General features: G+C 71.8%; 18 protein-coding genes. 7 read left to right on the top strand and 11 right to left on the bottom strand.

What is annotated here, in order from left to right; translation table 11 throughout:
• Positions 1-160: 160 nt before the first annotated feature.
• Positions 161-1,393 (top strand): alanine--tRNA ligase-related protein, encoded by a 1,233-nt coding sequence (locus tag ACFY2Z_RS14705; protein WP_390744542.1) that lies wholly within the window; start codon positions 161-163, stop codon positions 1,391-1,393.
• A 168-nt stretch (positions 1,394-1,561) separates the two neighbouring features.
• Here ACFY2Z_RS14705 and ACFY2Z_RS14700 read toward each other — a convergent pair whose 3' ends face one another.
• A complete protein-coding gene (locus ACFY2Z_RS14700; RefSeq protein ID WP_390744541.1) occupies positions 1,562-3,478 on the bottom strand; it encodes a glycoside hydrolase family 5 protein in 1,917 nt (638 codons plus the stop codon).
• Between the two features lie 294 nt (positions 3,479-3,772).
• Between ACFY2Z_RS14700 and ACFY2Z_RS14695 the strand changes: the two genes are divergently transcribed.
• Complete coding sequence (locus tag ACFY2Z_RS14695) at positions 3,773-4,717, top strand: phosphotransferase family protein (protein WP_390744540.1); 945 nt, start codon at positions 3,773-3,775, stop codon at positions 4,715-4,717.
• 87 nt (positions 4,718-4,804) lie between these two features.
• Here ACFY2Z_RS14695 and ACFY2Z_RS14690 read toward each other — a convergent pair whose 3' ends face one another.
• The gene (locus ACFY2Z_RS14690; RefSeq protein ID WP_390744539.1) at positions 4,805-5,038 is read right to left on the bottom strand and encodes a hypothetical protein; all 234 of its coding nucleotides are present in this window, start codon (positions 5,036-5,038) and stop codon (positions 4,805-4,807) included.
• A 153-nt stretch (positions 5,039-5,191) separates the two neighbouring features.
• Between ACFY2Z_RS14690 and ACFY2Z_RS14685 the strand changes: the two genes are divergently transcribed.
• Positions 5,192-5,521 carry an antibiotic biosynthesis monooxygenase family protein gene (locus tag ACFY2Z_RS14685; protein WP_390744538.1) on the top strand — a complete coding sequence of 110 codons (330 nt, stop codon included), beginning with the start codon at positions 5,192-5,194 and terminating at the stop codon, positions 5,519-5,521.
• 77 nt (positions 5,522-5,598) lie between these two features.
• Here ACFY2Z_RS14685 and ACFY2Z_RS14680 read toward each other — a convergent pair whose 3' ends face one another.
• The 6 genes from ACFY2Z_RS14680 to ACFY2Z_RS14655 form a co-directional block, all read right to left on the bottom strand.
• Positions 5,599-7,236, bottom strand: coding sequence for an APC family permease (locus ACFY2Z_RS14680; protein WP_390744537.1), 1,638 nt, complete (start codon positions 7,234-7,236; stop codon positions 5,599-5,601).
• A gap of 593 nt (positions 7,237-7,829) precedes the next feature.
• Positions 7,830-9,899 carry an ATP-dependent zinc metalloprotease FtsH gene (gene ftsH, locus ACFY2Z_RS14675; RefSeq protein ID WP_390744536.1) on the bottom strand — a complete coding sequence of 690 codons (2,070 nt, stop codon included), beginning with the start codon at positions 9,897-9,899 and terminating at the stop codon, positions 7,830-7,832.
• A gap of 206 nt (positions 9,900-10,105) precedes the next feature.
• Positions 10,106-10,792, bottom strand: a complete 687-nt coding sequence (locus tag ACFY2Z_RS14670; protein WP_390744535.1) for a BPL-N domain-containing protein — start codon at positions 10,790-10,792, stop codon at positions 10,106-10,108.
• Positions 10,789-14,949, bottom strand: coding sequence for a Pls/PosA family non-ribosomal peptide synthetase (locus tag ACFY2Z_RS14665; RefSeq protein WP_390744534.1), 4,161 nt, complete (start codon positions 14,947-14,949; stop codon positions 10,789-10,791). Before ACFY2Z_RS14665 ends, ACFY2Z_RS14670 begins: the two co-directional genes overlap by 4 nt.
• 314 nt (positions 14,950-15,263) lie before the next feature.
• On the bottom strand, positions 15,264-16,196 hold the full coding sequence (hemC, locus tag ACFY2Z_RS14660) for a hydroxymethylbilane synthase (RefSeq protein WP_390744533.1): 933 nt from the start codon (positions 16,194-16,196) through the stop codon (positions 15,264-15,266).
• Positions 16,197-16,316: 120 nt separating this feature from the next.
• Positions 16,317-17,285, bottom strand: coding sequence for a threo-3-hydroxy-L-aspartate ammonia-lyase (locus tag ACFY2Z_RS14655; protein WP_390744532.1), 969 nt, complete (start codon positions 17,283-17,285; stop codon positions 16,317-16,319).
• Positions 17,286-17,467: 182 nt separating this feature from the next.
• On the opposite strand from ACFY2Z_RS14655, the gene ACFY2Z_RS14650 reads away from it, so the two are divergent.
• The 3 genes from ACFY2Z_RS14650 (at position 17,468) to ACFY2Z_RS14640 (ending at position 19,910) form a co-directional block, all read left to right on the top strand.
• A complete protein-coding gene (locus ACFY2Z_RS14650; RefSeq protein ID WP_390744531.1) occupies positions 17,468-18,226 on the top strand; it encodes a transcriptional regulator in 759 nt (252 codons plus the stop codon).
• A gap of 109 nt (positions 18,227-18,335) precedes the next feature.
• Positions 18,336-18,764: an ATP-binding protein gene (locus ACFY2Z_RS14645; protein WP_390744530.1), complete on the top strand. Its 429-nt coding sequence runs from the start codon at positions 18,336-18,338 to the stop codon at positions 18,762-18,764.
• A gap of 237 nt (positions 18,765-19,001) precedes the next feature.
• On the top strand, positions 19,002-19,910 hold the full coding sequence (locus ACFY2Z_RS14640) for a serine hydrolase (protein WP_390744529.1): 909 nt from the start codon (positions 19,002-19,004) through the stop codon (positions 19,908-19,910).
• A gap of 52 nt (positions 19,911-19,962) precedes the next feature.
• Here the strand turns inward: ACFY2Z_RS14640 and nadE are convergent, their stop codons facing one another.
• Together nadE and ACFY2Z_RS14630 are read right to left on the bottom strand one after the other, a co-directional pair.
• On the bottom strand, positions 19,963-20,793 hold the full coding sequence (nadE, locus tag ACFY2Z_RS14635) for an ammonia-dependent NAD(+) synthetase (protein ID WP_390744528.1): 831 nt from the start codon (positions 20,791-20,793) through the stop codon (positions 19,963-19,965).
• A gap of 127 nt (positions 20,794-20,920) precedes the next feature.
• Positions 20,921-21,922 (bottom strand): DMT family transporter, encoded by a 1,002-nt coding sequence (locus ACFY2Z_RS14630; protein WP_390744527.1) that lies wholly within the window; start codon positions 21,920-21,922, stop codon positions 20,921-20,923.
• Between the two features lie 81 nt (positions 21,923-22,003).
• On the opposite strand from ACFY2Z_RS14630, the gene ACFY2Z_RS14625 reads away from it, so the two are divergent.
• A complete protein-coding gene (locus ACFY2Z_RS14625; RefSeq protein ID WP_390744526.1) occupies positions 22,004-22,930 on the top strand; it encodes a LysR family transcriptional regulator in 927 nt (308 codons plus the stop codon).
• 196 nt (positions 22,931-23,126) lie between these two features.
• Here ACFY2Z_RS14625 and ACFY2Z_RS14620 read toward each other — a convergent pair whose 3' ends face one another.
• Entirely contained in the window at positions 23,127-23,975 is an 849-nt protein-coding gene (locus ACFY2Z_RS14620; protein WP_390744525.1) for an alpha/beta fold hydrolase, read from the bottom strand.
• Between the last annotated feature and the right edge of the window lie 62 nt (positions 23,976-24,037).

Here is a 24,037-nt window from a genome sequence, read left to right as displayed (position 1 = left end):
TATCCTTCACTTTTGCATGATTCATCGGACCCAGAATGCACCCTTCACCCCTATATATCTGCGGAATTTCTGGGTCGAAATTTCTTTTGTTATAGTGGCTGTCACATTCGAGTCACTAATGACCGGGAGTCGTGGTGTCCATCAATCGGCGAGGTGGCCCGTGATCAGTGCGCCGGGCGACATCCATCAGGTGTCGGACGCCCTGAGCGCCCGGGGATACCGCTGGCAGCCGCCTCCGGCTCTCGCACCGCCCGGCCTCCCCGGGCTGTTCCCGGAGCACGGCTCCCCGTCCTGGATCGACCCGCTGCTCGCCCCCTTGTCGCACGCGCGCGGCGGAGTGCACACCGTGCGATGGTCGATCCGGACGCGGCACTTGCATGCGGTACCGGTCGCCACACCTCCCTCGGCGCAGCGCGTGCTGAGCGCCGTATGGGCGGGACCCCGTCCGTTCCGCGTCCCCATCGGCGACGTGACCGAGGCCCTCGCCGGTGCGGGCCTGGACCCGCGCGGCCTCGCGTTCGTCGTCTCGGTGCGCCCCTCGCACACGGATCCGCTCCACGAGGCCCTCGGTCAACTGGGCATCGGCGCACGGCGGATCGGCTTCGACTGCCCTTCCTCGGCGCCGGCGAGCGGGGCGGTACCGGTTGGCGGCCCGCGTCTGAGCATCGAGTTCCCAGTGGGTGTCCCGTGCAGCAGAACCTGCGGTCCCGGCTGCCGCTGTGGTCGCTACCGCGTCCTCGCACATCTGCGGTTCAGCGCCACCGGGCAGGTCCGCTCGCTGCTCGAAGTCGCCGTCCTCGAGCACGAACTGCTCGGGGCCCTGGACGGCACCCGTGAACCGTTCGGCACCCGGCGCTTCGCGGCGCTGGTCAAGAGCGTCCATGAAGTGCTGCCGGCCCACGGGACGACGGTGGCTCAGGCCGAACGGGTCCGTCTGCTCGTCGACCGCTCGTTCGCGGTCGCCCTGCTCATCGGCGCTGGGTTCGCGCCCGGGCCACGGGGGCGGGCCCATGCCGTACGCCGGCTGTTACGGCACGCCGGCACCCAACTCACTCTCGTCGGCGTGCCGTTGGCCCGGCTCGACGAACTGGTCGAAGTGGCCGACAGATCCGTGCGCGCCGGGCTGGGCCTCGCACCGCTCACCGATGCCCAGCTGGCAGTCGTCCGCGGGGAGCGCGAGCGGTTCGCCCACGTGCTGGCCCACGCACCCGCGCTCCTGGGGGCCTCGGTGACGGACCGTCACCCACCCGTCGACCGCGCGGAGGCCCTGCTGCGGCTGAGGAGGCAACACGGCGTTCCCCTCGGCATCGCCATGGCCTGGTGCCGGGAGAACGACCTCGCCGTCTCGTTACGGCACTTAGCCCGGCTGGAGACAGACAGCGCCGGGCCCTGAGGCGGGCGACACCGCCCCGGCGCCGGAGAGGCCGGAACGCGGACGGCCCCGGCGTGCCGCCCGCGTTCCAGGCCCAGGGACGGCACGACGGACGACGGAGCGTCCGGACGCCGAACCCCTGTTCGTCGTGGGGCTACACCCCTGGGGAGTGCCCCGCCGTCCTGCTCTTCAGGACAGCTTGCGGCACAAGAGGGCGGCGGGGCCCGCCGTGCTGCCCAGTCGAGTGGTGAAGGCGATTCCGGCGGCGTACTCGTCGTCGGCGCACTGGCCCTTGTAGTCGCCGTAGGCGAAGTCGCCGCCGGCGGCGTCGGCGGGGCGGTTGTCGGACCGGTCGAACCACACGGTCCGTCCCGTGACGCCCAGCCGGTCCCGGGCAGGAACGCAGAGGGCCGCCGACACCCGGCCGCCGCGATGGCTGTAGCCGATCAGGAAGTTGTCCGTGGGGCACTGGAGTTTGGTGTAACCCGAGGCCCAGTCGCCGCCCTGCGGCACACGGCTTTCGTCGGCGACCACCGTCTGAGTGTTCCCCTCGGCGCGCAGGTCACCGGCGGTGATGTCGGTGCACAGTGCGCGGCCGGCCGTGTGGCCGAGCCCGGTCAGCCGCAGACCGTCGGGACAGGCCGCCTTGGAGGCACCGGAGTCCCAGTCCCCGGTGGCACGCACCCGGAGTGACTGATTCCGGTCGCCGTGGTCGGTGGCGAGCATGCGCCAGGAGGGCACCTCCGCCACGGGCCCGGTGCGCGTGGGCGCGGTCATGAGGTGGTTCCACGCGGTGCCGCGCCAGTCGGACCCGTCGAGGATGCCGGATCGGTGACCCGCGGTGTCGTAGCGCAGCAGCGACCAGTCGTCGTGACCTTCCCATCCGACCAGCGGCCAGTAGGCGAAGTCGGCGTCATGGTCGGCGAAGTAGTCGGTGATGTTGCCGAACCAGGCGCGAGCCGCGGTGCCCGCCTCACCGGCTCCGATGCCGAACTCGCTGATCCACAGCGGCGCGGTGTAGTGCCGGCCGCCCTCCTCGGTCACGAAGAACGCCTCGTCGTCCAGGGCTCGGTACAGCTCGTCGCGGGTGAGGTCCTGATAGCGGGCGTCGTGTGTCTCCCCGACGCCGGTGGCACCGCTGTGGTGGGGCCCGGTGTAACCGTAGAAGTGGGCGGAGTAGACCAGTTTGTGGGTGGCCACGAGGGTGTGCGAGAGCGTGCGCGCGGGAGTGAGCATGGGGCGGCCGTGCGGCAGCCCGTCGACCGGCAGACCGGTCCAGTTGATGCCCTCGATGACGATGAGGAGGTTGGGGTTGGCCTCGGTGAGAATGCGGTCCGCGGCGAGCTGGGCGGCGGCGTACCAGTCGTGGTCGTCGCCCAGGCCCCAGTTGGGGTCGTCCATGATGTCGCGCCGTACCTCGTTGTAGAGGTCGGCTCCCACCACGCGTGGGTCGGAGGCGTAGCGGCGGGCCATGAAGACCCAGTCGTCGGCCCACTGCCGGGTGGACTGCCCGGTGTTCCAGCGCTCGTTGCCGTCGATGCCGCAGCACCAACGGGAGGTGTTGGTGTGGTTGTTGAGGATGACCGCGAAGCCGTCGCCGGTGAGGGCGGCCACCACGGCGTCGTAGATCTGCAGCGGTGTCCTGCCTCGCAGCTGGGGGTTGGCGGTGACGGCGACGTCGGGCACGGGGGCCGTCGTGTGGATCATCTCGTTGGAGAACGGCAGCCGGATGCTGTTGATCCCGAGGGCGTGCAAGTCGGCGAGCAGCTTGGGCAGCGCGACCCGGTCCAGGCCGAGGGGGATGCCGTAGGAGTCCTGACCGGCATGGTGGTCGGCGGGGTCGTCGATGCTTCCGCTGCCGGTCCAGGAACCTTGCGCGCCGTCCCAGTTGGCCGATCTCAGCCGGAAGCGGTTGCCCGCGGCATCGACGATGTAGCGGCCGCGGGTGGACAGCGGGGGCTGCCAGGTGTCGGCCGCGGGGGTGGTGGCGGCAGGGGTGCGGGCCGCGGGTTCCGGGGCGGCGGCGACCGCTCCGGGCGCCGCGGTCAGCAGGAGGAGCACCGCGGCCGCTCCTGTCAGGTTCCGGACAAGTCTGATGGTCGGCATACGGCCCTCTGCGAGTGAGCGGTGGTGCGCGGATGGGGGGTGGCGCGGCCGAACGGACCCGCAGCGCGTGGTGCCCGTCGGCGGATCCCCGCAGGGCGGCCGGACTCGGCCGTCGGCGGGCGACGGCCGTCAGTGTACGGAGGAACGGCCGTGGTGGCTCCGGCTACGAGGAAACAGGTGCGGGCGACCTGGAGACGTACCGGGGAGGTGCGGCGCGGACGCGGGGCCTACCGTGGGAGAGGGTGCCGGTCACGGCCTCGCCGACCGGGGTCGCTCACACCGGGGAGGCACGAGATGACTGATACGACACACGACACCATGGCCCGGCGCGTACGGCATTTCGTCGACGCCGGATATCCCGACGCCGGGCCCGTCGAAGCGGCGGTGGAGGGTGCCGTCTACCGGCTCGGCGACGGCACGGTGGCCAAGGTGTGGGAGCACCGGCAGGGCTCCGACCTGCGGCGGATGCAGCGTTTCTACGCCGATGCCGCGGCGCACCTGCCGTTCGGCGCCCCGGAGATCCTCACCGTCGAGGACATCGACGGGGTCCCGATGACCGTGGAACGGGAGCTGGCCGGCGTGCCGTTGGCGCGCCGGATCCGCACCGACGACCCGGAGGTGCTGCCCGAGGCGGTCGACTGTCTGGTCGGCGTTCTGCGCGCCCTCGCGGCGGCCCATGAGGTGGCGGAGGTCAGGGGACTGCCCGTGCTGGACGAGGAGCGCCCCCTGTGGGAGGGCCACGCCACCTTCGGATCCGCCCTCGCGGACCTCGTGGAGCGGCGGGTCAGCCGGTGCGCGGGTGTGTTCGCCGTACAGGTCCACGACTTCTACCGCAAACGCACCGCGCTCATCGAGAAGCTGCGCTCGCTCCCCTGCGCCGACGAGGCGGTCGTGCACGGCGACATCTTCCCGGAGACCGTGCTGGTGGACGACGAGCTGCGGCCCCTCGCCCTCGTGGACTACGGCTTCCTGTCGACGGGCGGGGACCCCCGGTTCGACGCCGCCGTCACCGCGGCCAGATTCCCGGCGGCCACCGAGCGGGCCCCGGAGATCACCCGGCGGCTCACCGCGCGCTTCGCGGACGAGTTCGGGTACGCGATCGACGATCTCCTGCTGTACCGGGCCGCCTATGCGATGGCCACCAGCGACGCCTTCGCGCCGGGGGGTGGGGACGAGCACTGTGCGTGGTGCGTCTCCGTGCTGGAGGACCCGGCCGTCGCCGAGGTCCTGCGCCGGTGACACCCCGCTGCCGGCGCGCAGGTTCACACCCCGTCCGCTTGCGTCGAAAACCGCCGGCGGGCAGGCGCGCCGGTGAACGTGCGCCGGTCACGAACCCTGGCCGCCGCCGCTTCTCGGCCAGACCTCCGGCCCCCCGCCGTGCCACTCGATCACCGGGGACTCGGCCACATCCACCTCGTCCCAGCCCTCCAGGCCGGCCCGCTGCAACAGGACGGCCAGATCGTGCAGGCTGTACGCCATCCCGAGGATCTCGCCGTCGGACCGGACCCGCCGGCCACCGGTCTCGGAGGGCGCGGACACGATCACACGCGGCTCGCTCATACCTTCACCCTCACCCCGGGGAGGGATCCGCGCACGTCGGGCTCTGGCCGTCGGCCCCCGCGCCCCGGTCGGGGTCCGGACGGGGGCCTCGTTCAGTCACGCGAGGGACGAGCCGCTCACCGGCCGCGGGCCGCCGTGCGGCAGGATGGGGCCATGAGCGTAGTCAAGATCAACGTACTGACCGTTCCCGCCGAGCAGCGGGAGACGCTGGAGAAGCGCTTCGCCTCCCGTGCCCACGCCGTGGAGAGCTCCGACGGGTTCGAGTGGTTCGAGCTCCTCAGGCCGGTCGAGGGCACCGACACGTATCTCGTCTATACGCGGTGGCGTGACGACGAGTCCTTCCAGGCGTGGATGGAGGGTCCCATGAAGGCGGCCCACCAGGGCGGTGGCGCGGAGAGCGGAGAGCGTCCCAGGCCGGCGGCGAGCGCGTCCACGCTGTGGTCCTTCGAGGTCGTGCAGCAGGCGGCGCCGAAGACCGCCTGAGCAGGCCCCCGACATGACGGTGTCCCGTCGGCCACGGCCGGACGGCCGGGGCTGACGGGACACCTCGGGGATCAGGGTCAGTGAGCGGGGGCGTCGGTGACGACGACCTCGTCGATGCTCCGCTCGATCTGCTCCGGGTGGGACGCGGTGGCCTTGGCCCAGTAGTAGATGACCAGGGAGAAGGCCGCGACGACCAGCATGTCCCACCACAGGCCGATGTGGCCCTGGCCGCCGAAGCCGCCCTGCCAGGAGATCAGGCCCAGGCCCACCAGGTAGGCGGGCAGCCACTGGGCGGCCTTCCAGTCCAGCCGGGGAGCGTCCGGCAGACCCTTGGCGATGGCGTACCAGGCGTAGCCGCCGAGGAGCACATAGCCGAGGATGATCGCCACGCCCAGGCGCCACAGCGTGTCCCAGCCGGCCCAGTAGATGATGAAGTTGGCGACGACGAAGGACAGCGGCGCGATCACCTTGCCGGCGGGCAGGCGATAGGGGCGCTCGAGGGTCGGGAGCCGGTCGGCGAAGACGCCGTAGGCCAGCGGCGCGCCGGCGTACATCAGGACACTGGCGGAGGTGATGAAGCCGACCAGCTCCTGCCAGCTGGGGAAGGGCAGGAAGCAGACCACGCCGGTGATGAAGGAGATGGCGAGGCCGAACCACGGCACGCCACGGGCGTCGGTCTTCTCGAACAGCTTGGGCGCGTAGCCGTTCTTGGACAGGCCGTAGGAGACGCGCGAGGTCGCGGTGGTGTAGATGAGGCCGGTGCCACCGGGGGAGATGACGGCGTCGATGTACAGCACGACACTCAGCCAGCCGAGGCCGACCAGCGTCGCGAGACCCGCCCAGGGACCGCTGATCCCCGGGAAGTTGAGCTTGTCCCAGCCGTGGGCGAAGGAGCTGAGCGGCAGCGCGCCGATGAAGACGACCTGCAGCAGGACGTAGATGGCCGCGCCGATGGCGACCGAGCCGAGCGTGGCGCGCGGCAGGTCACGCTTGGGGTCGCGGCTCTCCCCCGCCAGCTGGATCGCCTGCTCGAAGCCGAGGAGGGCGAAGATGATGCCGCTGCCGCTGATGGCGCCCAGCACGCCCTTGGCGCCGAACGGGGCGAAGCCGTGGGCGGTGAAGTTGTGCGGGTGGAAGTTGCCCACCGCGATGATGAAGATGGCGGCCAGCGGGACGGCGATCTTCCACCAGGTGGCCGCACTGTTCGTGTGGGCGAGGACGCGGACACCGAGGAAGTTGACCACGACGAAGACGGCCATCAGGACGACCGCGACGATGAAGCCGCTGGTGGTCAGCGTGCTGTCGCTGTGCTGCAGCCCCTGGGCCCAGTGCCAGTGACCGGCGTAGCCGATCATGGCCTCGACCTCGATCGGGGCCACGGTGGCGGCCTGCAGCCAGGAGAACCAGCCGAAGGACATGCCGGCCAGGCCGCCGAAGGCGTAGTGCGGGTAACGGGCCGTGCCGCCCGCCACCGGGAACATGCCGCCGAGTTCGGCGTGCACGAGTGCCAGCAGAACGATGGCCACCGTGCCGATCAGCCAGGAGATGATCGCTGCGGGGCCGGCCGTCACCACGGCCTTCTCTGCGCCGTAGAGCCAGCCGGATCCGATGATGGAACCGACCGAGGCCCACATCAGTCCGATCAGACCGACATCTCGCCGTAGCGCGGTCTGGTCCCGTGTGACATCAGGGACGGCATGGTCGAGTTTCGCCATGTCAAGGGGCCTCTCAGTATCTGAACACCGAATTAACGCTCAATGGCGGCTCACACTAGGAATCGAGACACCCGCAGAGAAGACCGCTGGTCGAAATTTGACCCTTTCACAGAAGCTTCCTTTACATGTTCTTTGCGCAGCTCATTTGGGGTGACGGAATGTCTCTATTCAGTTGCGGAATGTTAGAAGAACGTAAGACAAGCCGCCTTGCGTGACGGCTCGTCCGAAGTCTGGTCCAGGCCGAGAGCGTGCCGACCACCGAGCTGCGCCGCTGGGAGGTGCCGGCCTCGTGGAAGGCACGGAACCGCACGGTGCACGCGGCCGGGGAGCAGGCGCTCCAGGGGGCAGCGGCCTCAGTGGCGGCCCGGCGGCCGGGGGCGGAGGTGCGCGCCTGCCCGTGGGGGGGGTATCCGACGCAGATCCTCCAGGAGCAGAGGCACGATGCCACGGCCCGTGCCGGGATCCCAGGCATCTGAGCCGGGCACGGGGGCTCATCGGCTCCGCCCCGGTCGCCCTGCCCGTTCTGGGCATGCCCGCTGCCCGGCTGAACCCACGCAGGCGGAGCGGGCGAACCGAATCGGACCGCCGCGCCCTCAGGCCGAACCGTCGGCCGGCCCGCCGGGGCCCGGCGTCTCGTGGTCCGCCGCCGGTCCCGCCGAGGGGTCCTTCTCGCCCGGAACGCGGGCCTGTGGCGGGAGGGGGCGCAGGTCGCCGGGGGCACGGTCCGTGGGCCCGCCGTCGGCATCCCGCCGCTCCCGCTCCTCCTGCCGAAGCACATCGAGCACCGCGGAACCGTCGACGGTCTCCCGTACGACGAGCAGTTCGCTGAGCCGGTCCAGGGCCCGGCGGTGGTCCCGGAGCAGCCCGGTCGCCCGCTCCTCGGCCTCGCGGAGCAGGCGCGCGGCCTCCTGGTCGATGATCCGCTGCGTCTGCTGCGAGTACGGCTGCGGGGCGCCCTCCTCGGAGGTCTCGCCCAGCTGGCTCGGATGGGCGGTCGCGTAGCCGACCGGGCCGACGGCGGGCGAGAGGCCGAAGTCCCGGACCATCCGCGTGGCGATATGCGTGGCGCCGGACAGGTCGTTGGCGGCGCCGCTGGACCCTTCCCCGAAGACGACGAGCTCGGCGGCCCGGCCGCCGAGCCGAACCGCGAGCAGATCGGTCAGATAGCCCTCGCTGTACAGATGGCGCTCGGCCTCGGGCAGTTGCTCGGTCACCCCGAGCGTCATGCCCGACGGCAGGACGGTGACCTTGGCGACGGGGTCGGCATGCTCGCACAGCGCGGCGACCAGGGCGTGGCCCGACTCGTGCACGGCGACGGCGTGGCGCTCCTCGGGCAGCAGGGCGTTGGACGCCTCGCGGCGGCCGAGCAGCACGCGGTCACGGGCGGCGTCGAGGTCGTCGGGCTCGATGAGGGTGCGGTCCGCCCGGACGGCGTTGATGGCGCCCTCGTTGACCAGATTGGCGAGGTCCGCGCCGGAGAAACCCGGTGTGGCCCGGGCGACGACGTCCAGGTCGACGTCGGGGGCGAGAGTCTTGCCGCGGGCGTGGACCCGGAGGATGGCGGCCCGTTCGGCCTGGTTGGGCAGCGGGACGGTGACCTGGCGGTCGAATCGGCCCGGGCGCAGCAGTGCGGGGTCGAGGGCCTCGGGCCGGTTGGTGGCGGCGAGGACGACGATGCCGGTGGACTGGTCGAAACCGTCCATCTCGGCCAGCAACTGGTTGAGGGTCTGCTCGCGTTCGTCGTTGCCCCCGATCCGGCCGGTGCCCGCGCGCCGGGCGCCGGCGGCGTCGATCTCGTCGATGAAGATGATGGACGGCCCACGCTTGCGGGCCTCGTCGAACAGATCCCGAACCCGGGACGCGCCCACCCCGACGAACATCTCGACGAAGGCCGATCCGGTCACCGACAGGAACGGCACATCGGCCTCTCCGGCGACGGCGCGGGCGAAGAGTGTCTTGCCGGTGCCGGGCGGGCCGACCATGATCACACCGCGCGGGCCCTTGGCGCCCGCGGCGGCGTACCGGGCCGGGTTGCGCAGGAAGTCGACGACCTCGCTGATCTCCTGCTTGACGCCGTCGTAGCCGGCCACGTCGTCGAACCCGGTGGTCGGACGCTCCGCCTCGATGATCTTCGCGCGGGAACGGCCGATGGCGCTCAGTCCGCCCGTCATGGACCGCGCGGCGCGGCGGCCGAACCAGTAGAAGACGCCGATGAGGAGCAGCACCGGCAGCAGGGCGGACAGGATCGACGTGAACGCGTTGCCGCCGCCCTTGCTCTGGGACGCGGTGATCTGCACATGCTGGGACTGGAGCTGCTGCTGGAGCTGTCCGGTCCCCAGCGCCGTCGGCAACTGGGTGGTGAACTTGGTGCCGTTCTTCAGGGTGCCGCTGACCCCACCCTTGTCGTTGATGTCGACGGTCTTCACCTGGCCCACGCCGACCTTGCCGACGAAGTCGGTGTAGGTGAGGTGGGTGGGCGGAGTGCCCGAGGGGGCGCGGACGAGCATGAGGACGACCAGGAACAGCACCCAGACCAGCGGCATGATCCACCACTGCCAGCCTGCCCGGGGCGGCTGTGTGGGCGGCCTCGGTGGCTCCCGTGGCGGCCCGGACCTGGCCGGCGGCGTCAGATGCCGGTGCGGCATCCGCACTCGCGTGATCACCGTGCACCGCCTCCTTCGGGAGGCCTCCCCCGTGACGCCTGCGGCGGGCGCCGGTACGGGGTGGGGCGGGCCGGCACCGCCGGCGGTCCCCGGCACGCGCGCCCCCGGCCTTCTCCTCCCATGGTCCCTCCGACAGGCCGTGACGAGTGTCCCCTGTGCTCTCGGGAACGGCGCACGGGTCCTCCCGTCGGCACCGGGCGCCCCGGTCACGGTGCCAGGGTCGACTCCACGAGGTCCCGGGCCAGGTCGAGGGTGTACTGAAGCGGCAGGCCTTCGTCGGTGTACCAGTCCTCCGTGGCCTCCGGGTGGGGGCCGGTGACGCCGACGCGGCCGGCCCCGTACCGGGACACCACCATGGCGGGCGTGCCGTTGTCGTAGGTGGCCAGGACGGTGGCGTCCGCCCCCTGGTCGAGTACGAAGTACGGCCCGTCCTGGAAGAACACGGTGCGGGGTCGGCCATGCCACTGCACCCCGACCAGGGTGTTGCTCTCGTCGTGGACCGAGCACCCGGGCGACGAGATGTACTGGTCGGTGTCGCCGGGCAGCAGACCGAACCCGGGCGTGGCCCCGGCCAGATAGCCGCCCAGGCAGAAGCCCAGGTAGCGGCCGCCTCCCTGGACGAAGTCACGGATCGCGTCCCGCCGTCGCCGCAGCCTCCAGTAGGCCCAGCGCAGCGTGCCGCCGCCCGGCTGGGCGTACACCCGGGCCCGGGACAGTGACTCGGCCGACAGCGGCATTTCCTCGCGGGGGCCGGTGAAGCGAACGTCCAGATTCCAGGGGCCCTCGGCGAGGAGTGCGGCGACCGCCTCGGGGCAGCCGGGCTTCGAGGCGGGTCCCCGGTAGACGAGCGCGAGGGGGCGATGTCCGCCGCCGGGACTCGCGGAATAGGTCATGTCCGGTTCGCCGCCTCTTCTCCCTGTTCCTCGTGCTCCGCGCACTCGTCGGCGCGGACGGGCGGCCGTTCCCGCGGCCCCGTGGCGGAGCGCTCGACCAGTCCTTCGGCGGGCAGTCCGCGCCAGCTCGTCCCCGGTGTCAGCCGCTCGCCCTTCATGACCAGCGACAGCGGCCCGAGCCGGACGCCCTCGCCGACCACCGCGTCGTACAGCACGATCGCCCGGGTTCCGATGCTGGCGCCGGCGTGCACGGTGACCTTGGACATCTTCATCACGCGGTCTTCGAAAAGGTGCGTCTGCAACGAGACGTTGGTGTCGATCGTGGCGTCGTCACCCACCTCCACGAGGTCGAACTCGGTGAGGTAGGTGGTGCCGATCCAGGTGCGCCGGCCGATGCGGGCACCGAACAGACGCAGTACCGGTGGCAGGAACGGTGTGCCCACCAGCGTACCCACCCCGGCCGGGACCGCGGCGGCCTCGAAGACGCCCGTGACGAACTCCGTACGCCGGACGAACAGGCTCCACAGCGGCTCGACGCGCGGCCGGTACGTGCCGACGACGAGGCGCTTGAGAGCCACGCAGAACGCGATGACGGCGAGGGACCCGGCCATGGCCAGGAACGGCGACACGAGCACCGCCACCGGTCCCGCACGCCGGGCCACACCGGCCAGCGCCGTCAGATAGAGGTACACGCTGGACGCCAGCACGGCGGGCGGCACGGTGGCGCGGAAGAACTCGATGGTGAGGCGGACCAGGACCGCTCGACGGGTCGGCCGGTAGGTCAGTTCCTCGGGGTACGAGCCGCTGCTCTGGCGCACCGGCAGCCGCAGCGCGGGCGAGCCCAGCCAGGTGGTGCCGTCGGGCACCCGGTCCGGCGGCGGGACGGTCCCCACGCCGACCAGCGAGCCCGCTCCCAGCTCCGTTCCCGCCGGTATCAGGGCCGCGTTGCCGACGAAGGCGCGGCTGCCCACCTCGGTGGGCCCGAACGCCACCCGGTCGGCCGCGAAGGCGGCGGACCCGACGCTCGCCATGTCCGCCACGAAGCTGCTCTCCCCCAGGGTGAGCAGATCCGGGTCGATGTACGAGGCGGTGGACACCTCGGCGCCGCGGCCGACGCGTGCGCCGAGCAGCCGCAGCCAGGGCACGGTGTAGAGGGTGGCGTAGAGCGAGTTGGTGAACGTGAGGCTGGACTCCAGCAGTTTGTCCGCGATCCACTTGCGGACACCGAGCGCGGAGCGCGCCGGATGGATGCCGACGGGCAGCCCGGGCAGGACCACACGTTTGCCGACGGCGACCACACAGCACACCGTGACCACCCAGAGCGGGCCGACGAGCGCGGTGGCCGCGAGACCCGCTTCCGTGCCCCAGCGCGCCCCGGCGAACCAGAACAGCGCCAGGCACGGCAGGCCCATGGCCGGCACGGCCAGTTCCAGAAGGACGAGGCCGAGCAGCGCGGCGGCCAGCTGCCGGGGCCGCCAGCGGTCCGTGCCGCAGTCCCTGCGCAGCATGGCCTCGACGGCCGGGGCGAGGGTCTCGACCGCGCGTGCGGGGGATCCGGCCCGGCGTGCCCCGTCGGGGACCGCCTCGTCCGGGGCGAGGACGGACTGTTCCCCGAGCGCGGCCCGGTCTCCCATCCGGGCGCCGGGTTCGAGCACCGCGTTGGCACCGACGAACGCTGCCTCGCCGATCGTGATCGGGGCGACCGTCACCCAACCGTCCGCCACCTGCCAGGCGCGCAGCGAGGCCCCGTAGCCGATCGCGGTGTCGCTGCCGATGGTCACCAGAGCCGGCAGGGAGACCATGCCGGTGGCGATGGTGGTGCGGGCTCCCACCCGGGCACCGAGCAGCCTCAGGCAGGGGGCCATCATCGGGGAGCCGCTGAGGGTCCGCAGCGGGCTGAGGCCGAGGAGCAGACTGACCCCCCACAGGCGCAGATAGGTCGCTCCCCAGAGCGGGTAGCGGCCCGGGCGGATGCCCGCCGCGAGCGGGCGGACCAGGACGAAGGGCACGATCCAGCGGATGACGCCGTACCCGGCCAGTGCGATGCCGGCCAGCTCCACGAGCGACCAGTCCGCGATCCCGTCGTGCCCGGCGGCGTAAAGGGCGACCGGCGACGTGAACAGGAGCAGCACGAGATAGAGCACTGCCATCTGGACCAGCCCGGCGAGCGCGATCCGGCCGCCGCGGTGGCGGAGGGGCTGCGGGCGGGGTGGCGCGACCGAGGGCGCGGTGGCGGCCGCGGTTCGCAGTCGCGCCGCGAACGTCCGCACGGTCGGGTGCCCGTAGAGGTCTCGCAGCGTGGGGCCGGCCTCGCCGTTCCTGCCGCGCAGCACCGACACGACCCGGGCGGCCAACAGGGAGTGGCCGCCCAGGTCGGTGAAGAAGTCCGCCTCGGCCGACAGTTGGTCGGGGGCGATGCCGAGGACCCGCGCCCAGACGTCCCGCACCCTCATCTCCCACGGGCCGCGGGCGGGCGTGACCGGCCCGCCGCCCATGACCAGGCGGCAGGTCGGGGCGGGCAGCCGCCGACGGTCGACCTTGCCGCTGGGCATGGCCGGGAGCCGGTCCAGGACGTCGAGGTACGCCGGCACCATGTAGGAGGGCAGGGTGCGGCGCAGGCGCTCGTGCAGCCGGGCGGCGAGGCCCTCGTCAGCGGGGACGTCGCCGCCGGGCGCGTCCGGGGCGGGGTCCTCCAGGGCTCGTACGACATAGGCGGCGAGGGTTCTGCCGTCCTCACCCTCGTCGTACGCGTCCTGACTGTCGGGGGGACGCTCGGGGGTGCCGGGGGCCGGGACCAGCGCGGTGACCGCCTCGGCCACGCCGGGGTCCTCCAGGAGTACGTTGTCGATCTCGTCGAGGGCGACCCGGTACCCGCGGATCTTGACCTCGGCGTCGGCCCGGCCCAGGTACTCGATGTCGCCGTCGTCATTGATCCGCCCGAGGTCCCCGGTGCGGTAGAGCCGGCCGCCGGGGGGCGTCTCCGGGTGCTCGATGAAGCGGTCGGCGGTCAGGTCCGGGCGGCCCACATAGCCGCGGGCGAGGCCGGGGCCGCCCAGGCAGATCTCGCCGACGGTGCCGGGCGGCACGGGCCGGCACACCTCGTCCAGCAGCACCACCGAGTACGTCGGCAGCGGTCGCCCGATGGTCACGGGCCGTCCGGGAAGCAGTTCCTTCCAGGTGGCTGTGACGGTGGCCTCGGTGGGTCCGTAGGTGTTGAGGATGCGGCGCCCCGGCCTGCTCCAGCGCTCGACGAGCTGTCCCGGGCAGGCCTCGCCGCCGACGGCGATGGTGCGGAGGCGCGGCACTTCCCGCGGGATGGTGGCCAGCAGTGTCGGGACGCAGTACAGCACCGTGACGCCGTGCTGCTCCAGGAAGTCGGCGAGGTCGTCGCCGAGCCGCCCGGGACCGGCCGGTCCGGCGACGACGGTGGCGCCCGCCGTCCACGTCGGCCAGATCTCCTCGATGGAGAAGTCGAACGAGATGGTCATGCCCTGGTACACCCGGTCATGGGCGCGTACGTCATAGATCGGGGTCACGACGCGAAGGAAGTTGCAGATGCTCGACTGGGCGATCTGCACTCCCTTGGGCCTGCCGCTGGATCCGGAGGTGTACATGATGTACGCGAGCGGATCGCTCCCGTTCGCGTGCGCGGGAGACGGGCGGGTGGTGGGTTGGGAGGCGAGTTCTCGGGCGCCCGCGTCGAGGTCGATCACCCTGCACCGGGCCGGTGTCCGCGGCTGTGACGACGCTCCGGAGGCCGGTGCGGACACGGTCAGCAGTACGGTGGCACCGGCGTCGTCCAGGATGAAGGAGACCCGGTCGGGCGGGGACGCGGGGTCGATCGGGACGAACGCCGCACCGGCCTTGCTGACGCCCAGCAGCGACGCGTACATGTCGACCGAGCGGGGCAGCAGCAGCCCCACCCGGTCCCCCGGGCCGATCCCCGTGCGGCGCAGGCAGTGGGCCACCTGATTGGCGCGGGCGTCGAGGTCGGCGTAGGTCAGACGCCGCTCCTCGCACTCGAGCGCCACCGCCGACGGCGCCCGGTCACAGGCCGCTTCGTAGAAGCCGTGCAGTCGGCAGACCTGGCCCGCCTTCCTGGGGCCGGTATGACCTCCGACTGGGGAGAGGGGCGGGGCCGAGGTGTGGGAGGCCATAGGGGCTCACTCTTTCCGTGCGCAGCTGGCTCGCCTGTCGGTCACTCCCCCAGCCTGACCGGTGGCTCCTGAGAGGGCGCTGAGAGAGCTGAGGGGACCGCGTCGGCCCCGGCTGCGCGCCGGGGAAAGCGGTGCCGTCGGTCCGGGGAAGACACGCGAGACCCGGGAATCCGACGTACGAGGCGGCCGCCGCGCATCGCCCCGACCCGGCACGCTCCGACGGCACCGGCGATCCACGCCGAAAGCCCACGGTCACACGGGAGGTGACCAGGGGCTTGCCGACGAGGCGTGCGTGGGCTGCCGGTTCGAGGCTCTCAGTGGGCGATGCTGTCGATCAGTTCGCGTGCGCCCTGCCGGAGGAGGGCCACGGCGACGGAGGTGCCGAGGGTGGCCGGATCGAGGCGGCCGGCCCACTCGTGGGCGTTGAGCACGGTCTTGCCGTCCGGGGTGAACACGCAGGCGCGCAGGGACAGTTCACCGTTCCCGTCGCAGCGGGCGAACCCGGCGATCGGGCTGTTGCAGTGGCCCTGCAGAACGTGCAGGAACATGCGCTCGGCGAGGGTCTCGCGGTGCGTGGCCGGGTCACCGAGGCCGCTGACGGTCTCGATGGTCTCGGTGTCGTCCTCACGGCACTGCAGGGCGAGGACGCCCGCGCCGATCGGCGGAATCATCGTCTCCACCGGCAGGATCTCGCTGACCACGTCGGCACGGTCGATCCGTCGTAGGCCGGAGAGGGCGAGGAGCAGGGCGTCGGCGTCCCCTGCCGCGAGCTTCTCCAGACGGCGGTTGGCGTTGCCGCGCATCGGAACGCACTGCAGATGCGGGTGGGACGCGGCGAGCTGGGCGGTCCGGCGCACGGAGGAGGTGCCGATACGGGTACCGGCGGGGAGTTCGTCGAGAGTGCGGCCCGCGGGGTCGACGAGGGCGTCGCGGATGTCGTCGCGCTTGAGGAAGGCCGCGAACGTCGTGCCCGCCGGCAGCGGACGGTCGGCGGGGATGTCCTTCACGCAGTGGACCGCCAGATCGGCCGCACCGGCCAGCAGCGCCGCGTCGACCTCCTTGGTGAAGGCGCCCTTTCCCTCCACCCGGGAGAGGTCGCCCATCCACTTGTCACCGGTCGTCTTCACCGGGACCACCTCGGTGCGCACCGTCGGGTGCAGCGCGGCCAGTTCGGCACGGACTCGCTCCACCTGGGCGAGCGCCATGGGGGAGTCACGGGAGACGATGCGGATGAGATCGGCGGACATGAGGGCACGATAGTCCCTCGGCCGGGGCCGCGAGGACGACTCCTCCGTGTCCGGCACACGAGGACGTCGGCCTGTGTACGCTCACACGACCAACCCTGTCTGGGCGGGCGTGTGGGGCGGTCAGCCGCCGACGATCTCGCCGAACCGCTCGGCGCTGATGTTGCCGCCCGAGACGATGACGCCGATCCTGCGAGGCAGGGGGGTGATCCGGTGGCCCAGCAGTGCGGCCAGACCGCTCGCGCCGCTGGGTTCGATGACGAGCTTCATGCGTTCGAAGGCGAACCGCATGGCGTCCCGGATCCCCTCGTCGCTGACCAGGGCTATCTCGTCCACCAGCCGCTGATTGACGGAGAAGGTCAGTTCACCGGGAATGTCCGCGGCCTGACCGTCGGCGATGGTGCGCGGCACCGGGATGGACACACGTCGGCCTGCTTCCAGGGAGCGCTTGGTGTCGTCGCCGGCCTCCGGCTCGACGCCGATCACCCGCATGGCAGGGCGGAGTCCCTTGGCCGCCGTGGCGGTCCCGGCGATCAGCCCACCACCGCCGACCGGCACCACGACGGCGTCCAACTCCCCTACTTCCTCGATCAGTTCGAGGGCCGCCGTACCCTGCCCCGCGATGACGTGCGGATGCTCATAGGGTGGTACGAGCGCGAGACCTCGCTCGGCGGCGAGCGCTTCCCCGATCGCGACCCGGTCCCCCGTGTAGCGGTCGTAGGTGATGATCTCCGCCCCGTATCCGGCGGTCGCCTCCCGCTTGGAGCGCGGGGTGTCCTCCGGCATGACGATCACGGCGCCGGTCCCGAGCTCCCGGGCGGTCAGGGCGACGGCCTGCGCGTGGTTGCCGGAGGAGTACGCGGCGATCCCCTTCGCCAGTTGCTCGGGGGACAGCCGTGACGCGGCGTTGTACGCGCCGCGGAACTTGAAGGCACCGACACGCTGGAAGTTCTCGCACTTGACGAAGACCTCGGCGCCGACCAGCCGGTCCAGGGTGCGTGAACGCAGCACCGGGGTGCGGTGGGCCACGCCCTTGATCCGCGCCGCGGCGTCCTGCACGTCCTCCAGGGTGACGCGCTGGGTGTCGGTCATGTTCGTGCTCCGTTCCGGGTCGCGGGTGAGCGCCCTGCGATCGTCGTCGCCGCCACTCTGACGCAGCTTGGAATTTCTGTCCAGATCCTGTACTCGAAGTCCAAGAGGTGGGAAAATCGTTGCGGGCACAGATCAGACGGGCTGACCACGGAGACGGGCGGACGGCGGATGGACGGTCAGGCATGAGTGGGGCCGAGGACGGGCGATCCGGCGGGTCCGGTGTCCGGGCCGGGGGCACGGCGGGTCCGGTCAGGTCCGGGGCGACGGCCGGTGAGCAGGACGCCGTCATCGCCGCCCTCATCCCCGTGATCGACGGGATCGCCGCGACCCTCGGATCCTTCTGCGAGGTGGTGATCCATGACTTCCGGCGGCCCGAGCACTCCATCGTCGCCCTCGCCGGGTCGGTCACCGGGCGCGGTCCCGGGGGGTCCATGAGCGAGATCGGTATGCAGCTCCTGGCGCGCGGCGACCAGGCGCGCGACGAGCTGAACTACCTCACCCGCACCCACGACGGGAAGATGGTCAAGTCGTCGACCGTGGTGCTCCGTGACTCCGGCGGCGCGGTCTTCGGCGCCCTGTGCGTCAACCTCGACATCACCTCCGTCAACCAGGCCCACGCCCTGATAGGCGAGATCGCCGGTGTCGGCGTCTCCCCCGCGGCCGTACCGACCACGACGTTCGGCGACGACATCGGCGCGGTACTGGACGCGATCGTCGACGAGCGCCAGCTCCGCCAGAACAAGCCATGGAGCCAACTCGGCCGTGCGGAACGGCTTCAGCTGTTCCGCGACCTCGACCGGCGCGGGGTGTTCGCCGTACGCGGCGCGGTGCAGCAGGTCGCGGCCCGGCTCGGCATCTCCCGGGCCTCCGCCTACAACTACCTCTCGGCGGCCCGCAGCGCCGCCGACGACGACGCCGAACTCCCGGACGGCACAGCGTAGGCCCTCTCGCCCGGCCATGTCCCGCGCGAGGACCGGCCGGTACCGGACGGTGTCGGCAGGGGCCGGGCGGGTACCCGGTACTCACACGGTCTCGGCTGGGAGGGACGCGGTGAGCGGATCATCGGTGAGGGCGGTGGGTTGGGCGCGCTCCCTGCCGCTGAACAGCGGAGTGAAGGCGGCCCGTGACTGGGCTCGCGAACACCTGCGGACACTGGGCTGGACCGAGTGCGCGCCGCAGACGGTGGACGCGGTCCTGCTGACCGTCTCGGAACTCGTGACCAACGCCCATGTGCACGCGCGCAGCTCCGCGCAGCTGGTGCTGACCTGGGACACACACTGTCTGCACGTGGTGGTCCACGACACCTCCGACCGGCTGCCCACGCCTCGGCCGCCGAGCGAGGACCGGCTCGGCGGGCGCGGCATGCTGCTCGTCGACGCGCTGGCAGACGAATGGCAGGCGCGGCGCTGCCCCGACGGCAAGATCGTCGACGCGTGCTTCAGGCCGCCCGCTCAGTCCGCCGACACCGACGGTTCCTGACGGGGGCACCGGCGTCCTGGCGGGAGGCCCGGGAGGGCGTCGGTGCGGGAGACGGGCCACTCGACGGCCGCGAGCGTCGGCCATCGTGACGCCGCTCACACACTTCTCTGTGGTTCTACCCACAATTCGGCGCGAAAGACGGCCCGGAGTGATGGCGGTCACCGCAACGTAAGGGCGTTTTGTCTACGTTCGACGTTCAGTGCCCCCTCCCCCAGGAACCGTTGAGGCTGCTCCACCATGCTCTTTCGACCGTTCTCCCGGCGGCCGGACACCGCGGACAAGCGCCGGGGCAAGCGTGCCGTCGCCTGCGCCGGTGTGCTCCTGGCGTCGGCGACGACGCTGATCTCGATCGGCGCCCTGCACTCGGCCCCGGCCGAGGCGGCTGCGGCGTCGACCGCGCCCGCCACCCTCACCACTCCCACCGCCTCCCCCGCACCCGTGCAGCCGCACGCCAAGCCACGGGTGACGTCCGCCGTGCTCAGCCTCGACGGCACGAGCCGCGAGCCCACGGTGCACGGCGACGACGCCCCGTACGACACCGCGAGCATCGTCAAGGTCGACATCCTCGCGACGGTGCTGCTCCAGGCGCAGGACGCGGGCCGGACGCTGACCCCGCAGGAGCTCACCCACGCCGAGGCCATGATCCGGCGCAGCGACAACGACTCGGCGACCGCGCTGTGGCAGCGGATCGGCAAGGCCCCGGGGCTGGAGGCGGCCAACAAGCGACTGGGCATGGCCGCGACGAAGGGCGGCCCCGGTCTGCTGTGGGGGCTGACCCAGACCACGGCACGGGACCAGATACGACTGCTGCGTGCGGTGTTCGACACCGGTACGGCGGCGAACACCGGCTCCACAGCACTGCACCAGAAGTCTCGGCAGTACATCCGGACGCTGATGACCCGTATCGAGGGTGACCAGGCATGGGGCGTCTCGGCGGCCACGAACTCGGCGTGGGCGCTGAAGAACGGCTGGCTGCAGCGCACCGCGACCGGGCTGTGGGACGTCAACAGCATCGGGCAGATCACGGTGGACGGACACCGCTGTCTGGTCGCGGTCCTCTCGAACGGCAGCCCGTCGATGAAGGACGGCATCACGCTGGTGGAGAGGGAGGCCCGGTCCGCCGTGCACTCCACGGCCACCCGCTGACGTCCGTACGGGGCCCGTCGGCGGGTCTGGCCAGGCCGCGGAAGCGCGCGGCTCAGGGAGCGATCGGCAGCTGTCGCTTGTGCCCGGTGAGCCGGTAGCGGCGGACGATCGCCGCGAAGGCGGCCTCACCGACCGGCTTGCCCTCCAGGAAGTCGTCGATGTCGTCGTAGGTGACGCCGAGCGCCTCCTCGTCGGGCTTGCCCGGGTTCAGCGTCTCCAGATCCGCGGTCGGGGTCTTCCAGGTCAGCTCGTCCGGTGCGCCCAGAGCCCCCGACAGGGCCCGTACCCGCCGCTTGGTCAGGCCGGTGAGCGGCACCACGTCGGCGGCGCCGTCGCCGAACTTGGTGAAGAAGCCGGAGACCGCCTCTGCCGCGTGGTCGGTGCCCACGACCAGGCCCTCGTGCGCGCCCGCCACCGCGTACTGGGCGATCATGCGCTGCCGGGCCTTGATGTTGCCGTGCACGAAGTCCTGGTGGTGCGCGTCACGGAAGACGGTGCCACCGGCCAGCACCGCCTCCAGCGCGGCGTCGCTGGCGGGCTTCACATCGACGGTCAGCACCCGGTCGGGCCGGATGAACTCCAGCGCCCGCTGCGCGTCCTTCTCGTCGGCCTGGGTGCCGTACGGCAGCCGCATCGCGAAGAACGTCGACTCCTGCCCGGCGGCACGCACCCGCTCGACCGCCAGCTGGCACAGCCGACCTGCGGTCGAGGAGTCCACTCCGCCGCTGATGCCCAGCACCAGCGAGCGCAGGCCTGTGGAGGTCAACTGGTCGGCGAGGAAGGCCACCCGGCGTTCGATCTCCTGCTGTGCGTCGAAGGACTCGCTCACCTGGAGATCCCGGGCGATGTCCCGCTGCAGGGATATGGACGTCGGGTCGGTCACGGTGGCTCCTCGGTCGTGCTCGTGGACAGGGTCGGCACGCGCCGCGGGGCCGGGGCCACCGGCGCGTGCAGGGACGGAAGCACTCTAAAGGAGGTGCGACATCCCGCGTGGTCCGGCAAGGGGCAGGTCAGGCGCCGAGCGGCGTCGTGGCCGGGCTGGTGCCGTCCTTTCCCGGCTCTTCGGCGGTCGTCTCTTCGGCGGTCGCCTCAGGGACGGTCGCCTCCGGGGCGGTCGTCCCTTGGGCGGTGCGGTGCGCCTGTTCGATGGCCTGGCCCCAGTAGGTCCCCGCGACCATCAGCACCGCGCCGAGGGCGGCGAGGGCGGTCAGATGCTCGCCTCCGATGCCGATACCGATGGCGGCTGCCCACACGGGTTCGGTGCCCAGCAGAAGGCTGGCCCTGCTCGCGGAGGTCCGCTGGATGGCCCAGGTCTGCGCGATGAAGGCGAACACGCTGCAGAACAGGGCGAGATAGGCCAGCTGGGCCCAGGTGCCGGCGGTGATGTGAGCCACAGCCGCCCCACCGCCCGCGGCGGCCGGGGCGAGACACAGCACCGCCCCGACGACCGTCTGCACGGACGTCAGCTGGAGCGGCCTGAGCGAGCGGCCCGAGGTGAGCCGTCCGACCAGGGCCACATGGACGGCTCGGACCACGGCCGCGGCCAGCATCAGGACGTCCCCCACCCCGGGCGTGTGCAGGCCGTGGACCGAGGTGAGCAGGCCGACCGCCACGACGCACACGCCGGCGGCGAGGAAGAAGCGTGGGGGCACCCTGCCGCGGCCGCCCGAGCGGTCCAGCAGCGGTGTGATCACCAGCGTCAGACTGATGAGCAGCCCCGCGTTCGCTGCGCTGGTGTGCGCCACGCCGTACATCTCCAGCACCAGGACCGCTGTCTGGGTCAGGCCCAGCACCGACCCGATGTGGATCTCCTCCCGGGTCCAGGGAAACCGCCGCCGGCGCGCGAGGGCCAGGACGAGGGGCACGCCGGCCAGCGCGGACAGCAGATAGCGCAGGAACAGCACCACCAGGACCGGAGCGACCTCGGTGGCGTTCTTCGCCGTCAGATAGCTGGATCCCCAGACCATCGCGACGATCAGGAGCACCAGATCCGTTCGACGTGTGTCACGCATGCGCTCCACGGTGCCCGACCAGCACAATGAAGCCAAGTAGCAGCTACTGAACTGAGGCTTTAGCAGAGCTACAATGTCCGCGTGGACGAGAGGCAGCTACGGGTCCTGCGTGAGCTGGGCGAGCTGGGCAGTGTCACGGCCGCGGCCGAGGCGCTGATGGTCACTCCTTCGGCGATCTCTCAGCAGCTGCGTCTGTTGCAGCGTTCGGTCCCCGTCCCGCTCACCGAGCGCGAGGGCCGGCGGCTGGTGCTCACTCCCGCGGGCCGGGCTCTGGCCGCCGCCGCGATCGAGGTGGAGGCCGCCCTGGCCCGAGCCCGCCACAGCGTCGAGGAGTTCCTCGGTCAAGCCGACGGCCCGGTGTCGGTGGCGGCCTTCCACAGCGCCGCCGCGGCCTTCTGGCCGCACCTGGTGCGCGCCCTGTCCGCCCCGGGCTCACCGAGACTCACGTTCGCGGACGAGGACGTGCCCCAGCACGACTTCCCGCTCCTGACCCGCGAGTACGACATCGTCCTGGCCCACCGCCTCGACCACGCCGCGCCCTGGCCGGTAACCGTGTCCGCCACCGCCCTGCTGCACGAACCGCTCGACGTAGCGCTGCCCGCCGGCCATCCGTTGACCGCCAAACGGCGGCTGACACCCCGCGACGTGGCCGACTGGCCCTGGGTCACCGTCCATGACGGCTTCCCGCTGATGGCCACCATCGAGGCGATCGCCGCGGCGGCCGACCGTCGGCTCCACCTCGCCCATCGCATCAACGAGTTCGCCGTGGTCGCCGAAGTCGTGGCCGCCGGGGCCGGAATCGCCCTGATGCCGCGCTGGACCGCCCGCCCGCATCCCGACGTGGTTCTCAGGCCCCTGGTCGGCGTCAGCGCACGGCGTCACATCGACGCGCTCCACCGCCCCGAACGCACGGCCCGCACGGCTGTCCGGACCGTTCTCGGTGAGCTGCGAAGCGCCGCGGCGGCCGTCAGCGGCCGGGCTACCGGCGACACGCAGACGCGCGACTGAGTTGCCGGCGCTCGGCGTCAACAGCGGTTCCGTGCCGTTCGGCGCGCGGTCCGGACGGGCGGGCACGGCCTGACGGCCGGGGCCCCGCGGCGCTCGTCCGGCTCCGACGCGACGCGGACCGTCAATCCGGCTCCGACGCGACGCGGACCGTCAGTCCGGCTCCGACGCGACGCGGACCGTCATTGCTGACGGAGCGTCACTGTCCGGCGGAGCCAGCCGACTTCGCGGCCTGGAGGACGAGGTCGGTGACGGCGTCGGGGTGGGAGATCATGGCCACATGGGAGGAGTCGATCTCCACCGTGTGCGAGCCCGCACGCTGCGCCTCGAAGCGTTCCTGGGCCGGGTTGATGGTCATGTCCTGCTTCGCTACGAGGAACCAGGACGGAATGGTGCGCCAGGCGGCCTCTTTGGCCCGCTCGGAGAAGGCGGCCGTGCTCGCGGGCCGCTGGGTCGCCGCGAGCACGCGCGCCGTGCGCTCCGGCAGATCGGCGGCGAACACCCGGTGGAGCTTGTCCGGCTGGAGGTAGAGATCGGTTCCGCCCACTCCTCCACCGGCCCGGTACGGAACGGAGCGGAGAGAACTGGCGAGTTCACTCGGGAACTTGCCGGACAGCGACATCCCGCTCTCGCCCTTGTCCGGCACCAGGGCCGACACGAACACAAGTGACCGCACCTGTCTGTTGCCGGCCGCGGCGGAGCTGATCACCGCGCCGCCGTAGGAGTGGCCCACCAGCACGATCGGTCCCTTGATGCTCTGCAGCACCGAGGCGATGTAGGTGGAATCGTTGTACAGGCCGCGCAGCGGATTGGCCGGGGCGACGACGGTGTAGCCCCGGCGCTGCAGCCGTTCGACGACTCCGTCCCAGCTGGAGGCGTCCGCGAAAGCCCCGTGCACCAGGACGACGGTGGGCTTGGTGTCGGAGGTGGCGTCGGCCGCGCCGACGGGGGCTGCCCCGACGACACACAGGGCCAGGGCGGACCCGACCGCGGTGAGGTGCGCGCCTCGTATGCGACGCGCTGTGCCGTGGATCGCAGATGCTGTCATGGCGTTCTCGCTTTGCTCGAGGTCTCCGTGACCCCGAGTGTTCACCCGTTCGTGGCGGGTGG

It is taken from the genome of Streptomyces sp. NPDC001222, from assembly GCF_042896945.1.
In the GTDB taxonomy this organism is placed as follows: domain Bacteria; phylum Actinomycetota; class Actinomycetes; order Streptomycetales; family Streptomycetaceae; genus Streptomyces; species Streptomyces gibsoniae.
Note: the sequence above shows the minus strand (reverse complement) of the source record. Positions and strands in the feature narration are given on the sequence as shown.

What these genes read in the sequence shown, in the direction of transcription:
- ACFY2Z_RS14700 (WP_390744541.1), bottom strand. Translation starts at nt 3,478, where the DNA reads ATGCCGACCATCAGACTTGTCCGGAACCTGACAGGAGCGGCCGCGGTG.
- ACFY2Z_RS14695 (WP_390744540.1), top strand. Translation starts at nt 3,773, where the DNA reads ATGACTGATACGACACACGACACCATGGCCCGGCGCGTACGGCATTTC.
- ACFY2Z_RS14690 (WP_390744539.1), bottom strand. Translation starts at nt 5,038, where the DNA reads ATGAGCGAGCCGCGTGTGATCGTGTCCGCGCCCTCCGAGACCGGTGGC.
- ACFY2Z_RS14685 (WP_390744538.1), top strand. Translation starts at nt 5,192, where the DNA reads ATGAGCGTAGTCAAGATCAACGTACTGACCGTTCCCGCCGAGCAGCGG.
- ACFY2Z_RS14680 (WP_390744537.1), bottom strand. Translation starts at nt 7,236, where the DNA reads ATGGCGAAACTCGACCATGCCGTCCCTGATGTCACACGGGACCAGACC.
- ACFY2Z_RS14670 (WP_390744535.1), bottom strand. Translation starts at nt 10,792, where the DNA reads ATGACCTATTCCGCGAGTCCCGGCGGCGGACATCGCCCCCTCGCGCTC.
- ACFY2Z_RS14665 (WP_390744534.1), bottom strand. Translation starts at nt 14,949, where the DNA reads ATGGCCTCCCACACCTCGGCCCCGCCCCTCTCCCCAGTCGGAGGTCAT.
- hemC (WP_390744533.1), bottom strand. Translation starts at nt 16,196, where the DNA reads ATGTCCGCCGATCTCATCCGCATCGTCTCCCGTGACTCCCCCATGGCG.
- ACFY2Z_RS14655 (WP_390744532.1), bottom strand. Translation starts at nt 17,285, where the DNA reads ATGACCGACACCCAGCGCGTCACCCTGGAGGACGTGCAGGACGCCGCG.
- ACFY2Z_RS14650 (WP_390744531.1), top strand. Translation starts at nt 17,468, where the DNA reads ATGAGTGGGGCCGAGGACGGGCGATCCGGCGGGTCCGGTGTCCGGGCC.
- ACFY2Z_RS14640 (WP_390744529.1), top strand. Translation starts at nt 19,002, where the DNA reads ATGCTCTTTCGACCGTTCTCCCGGCGGCCGGACACCGCGGACAAGCGC.
- ACFY2Z_RS14630 (WP_390744527.1), bottom strand. Translation starts at nt 21,922, where the DNA reads ATGCGTGACACACGTCGAACGGATCTGGTGCTCCTGATCGTCGCGATG.
- ACFY2Z_RS14620 (WP_390744525.1), bottom strand. Translation starts at nt 23,975, where the DNA reads ATGACAGCATCTGCGATCCACGGCACAGCGCGTCGCATACGAGGCGCG.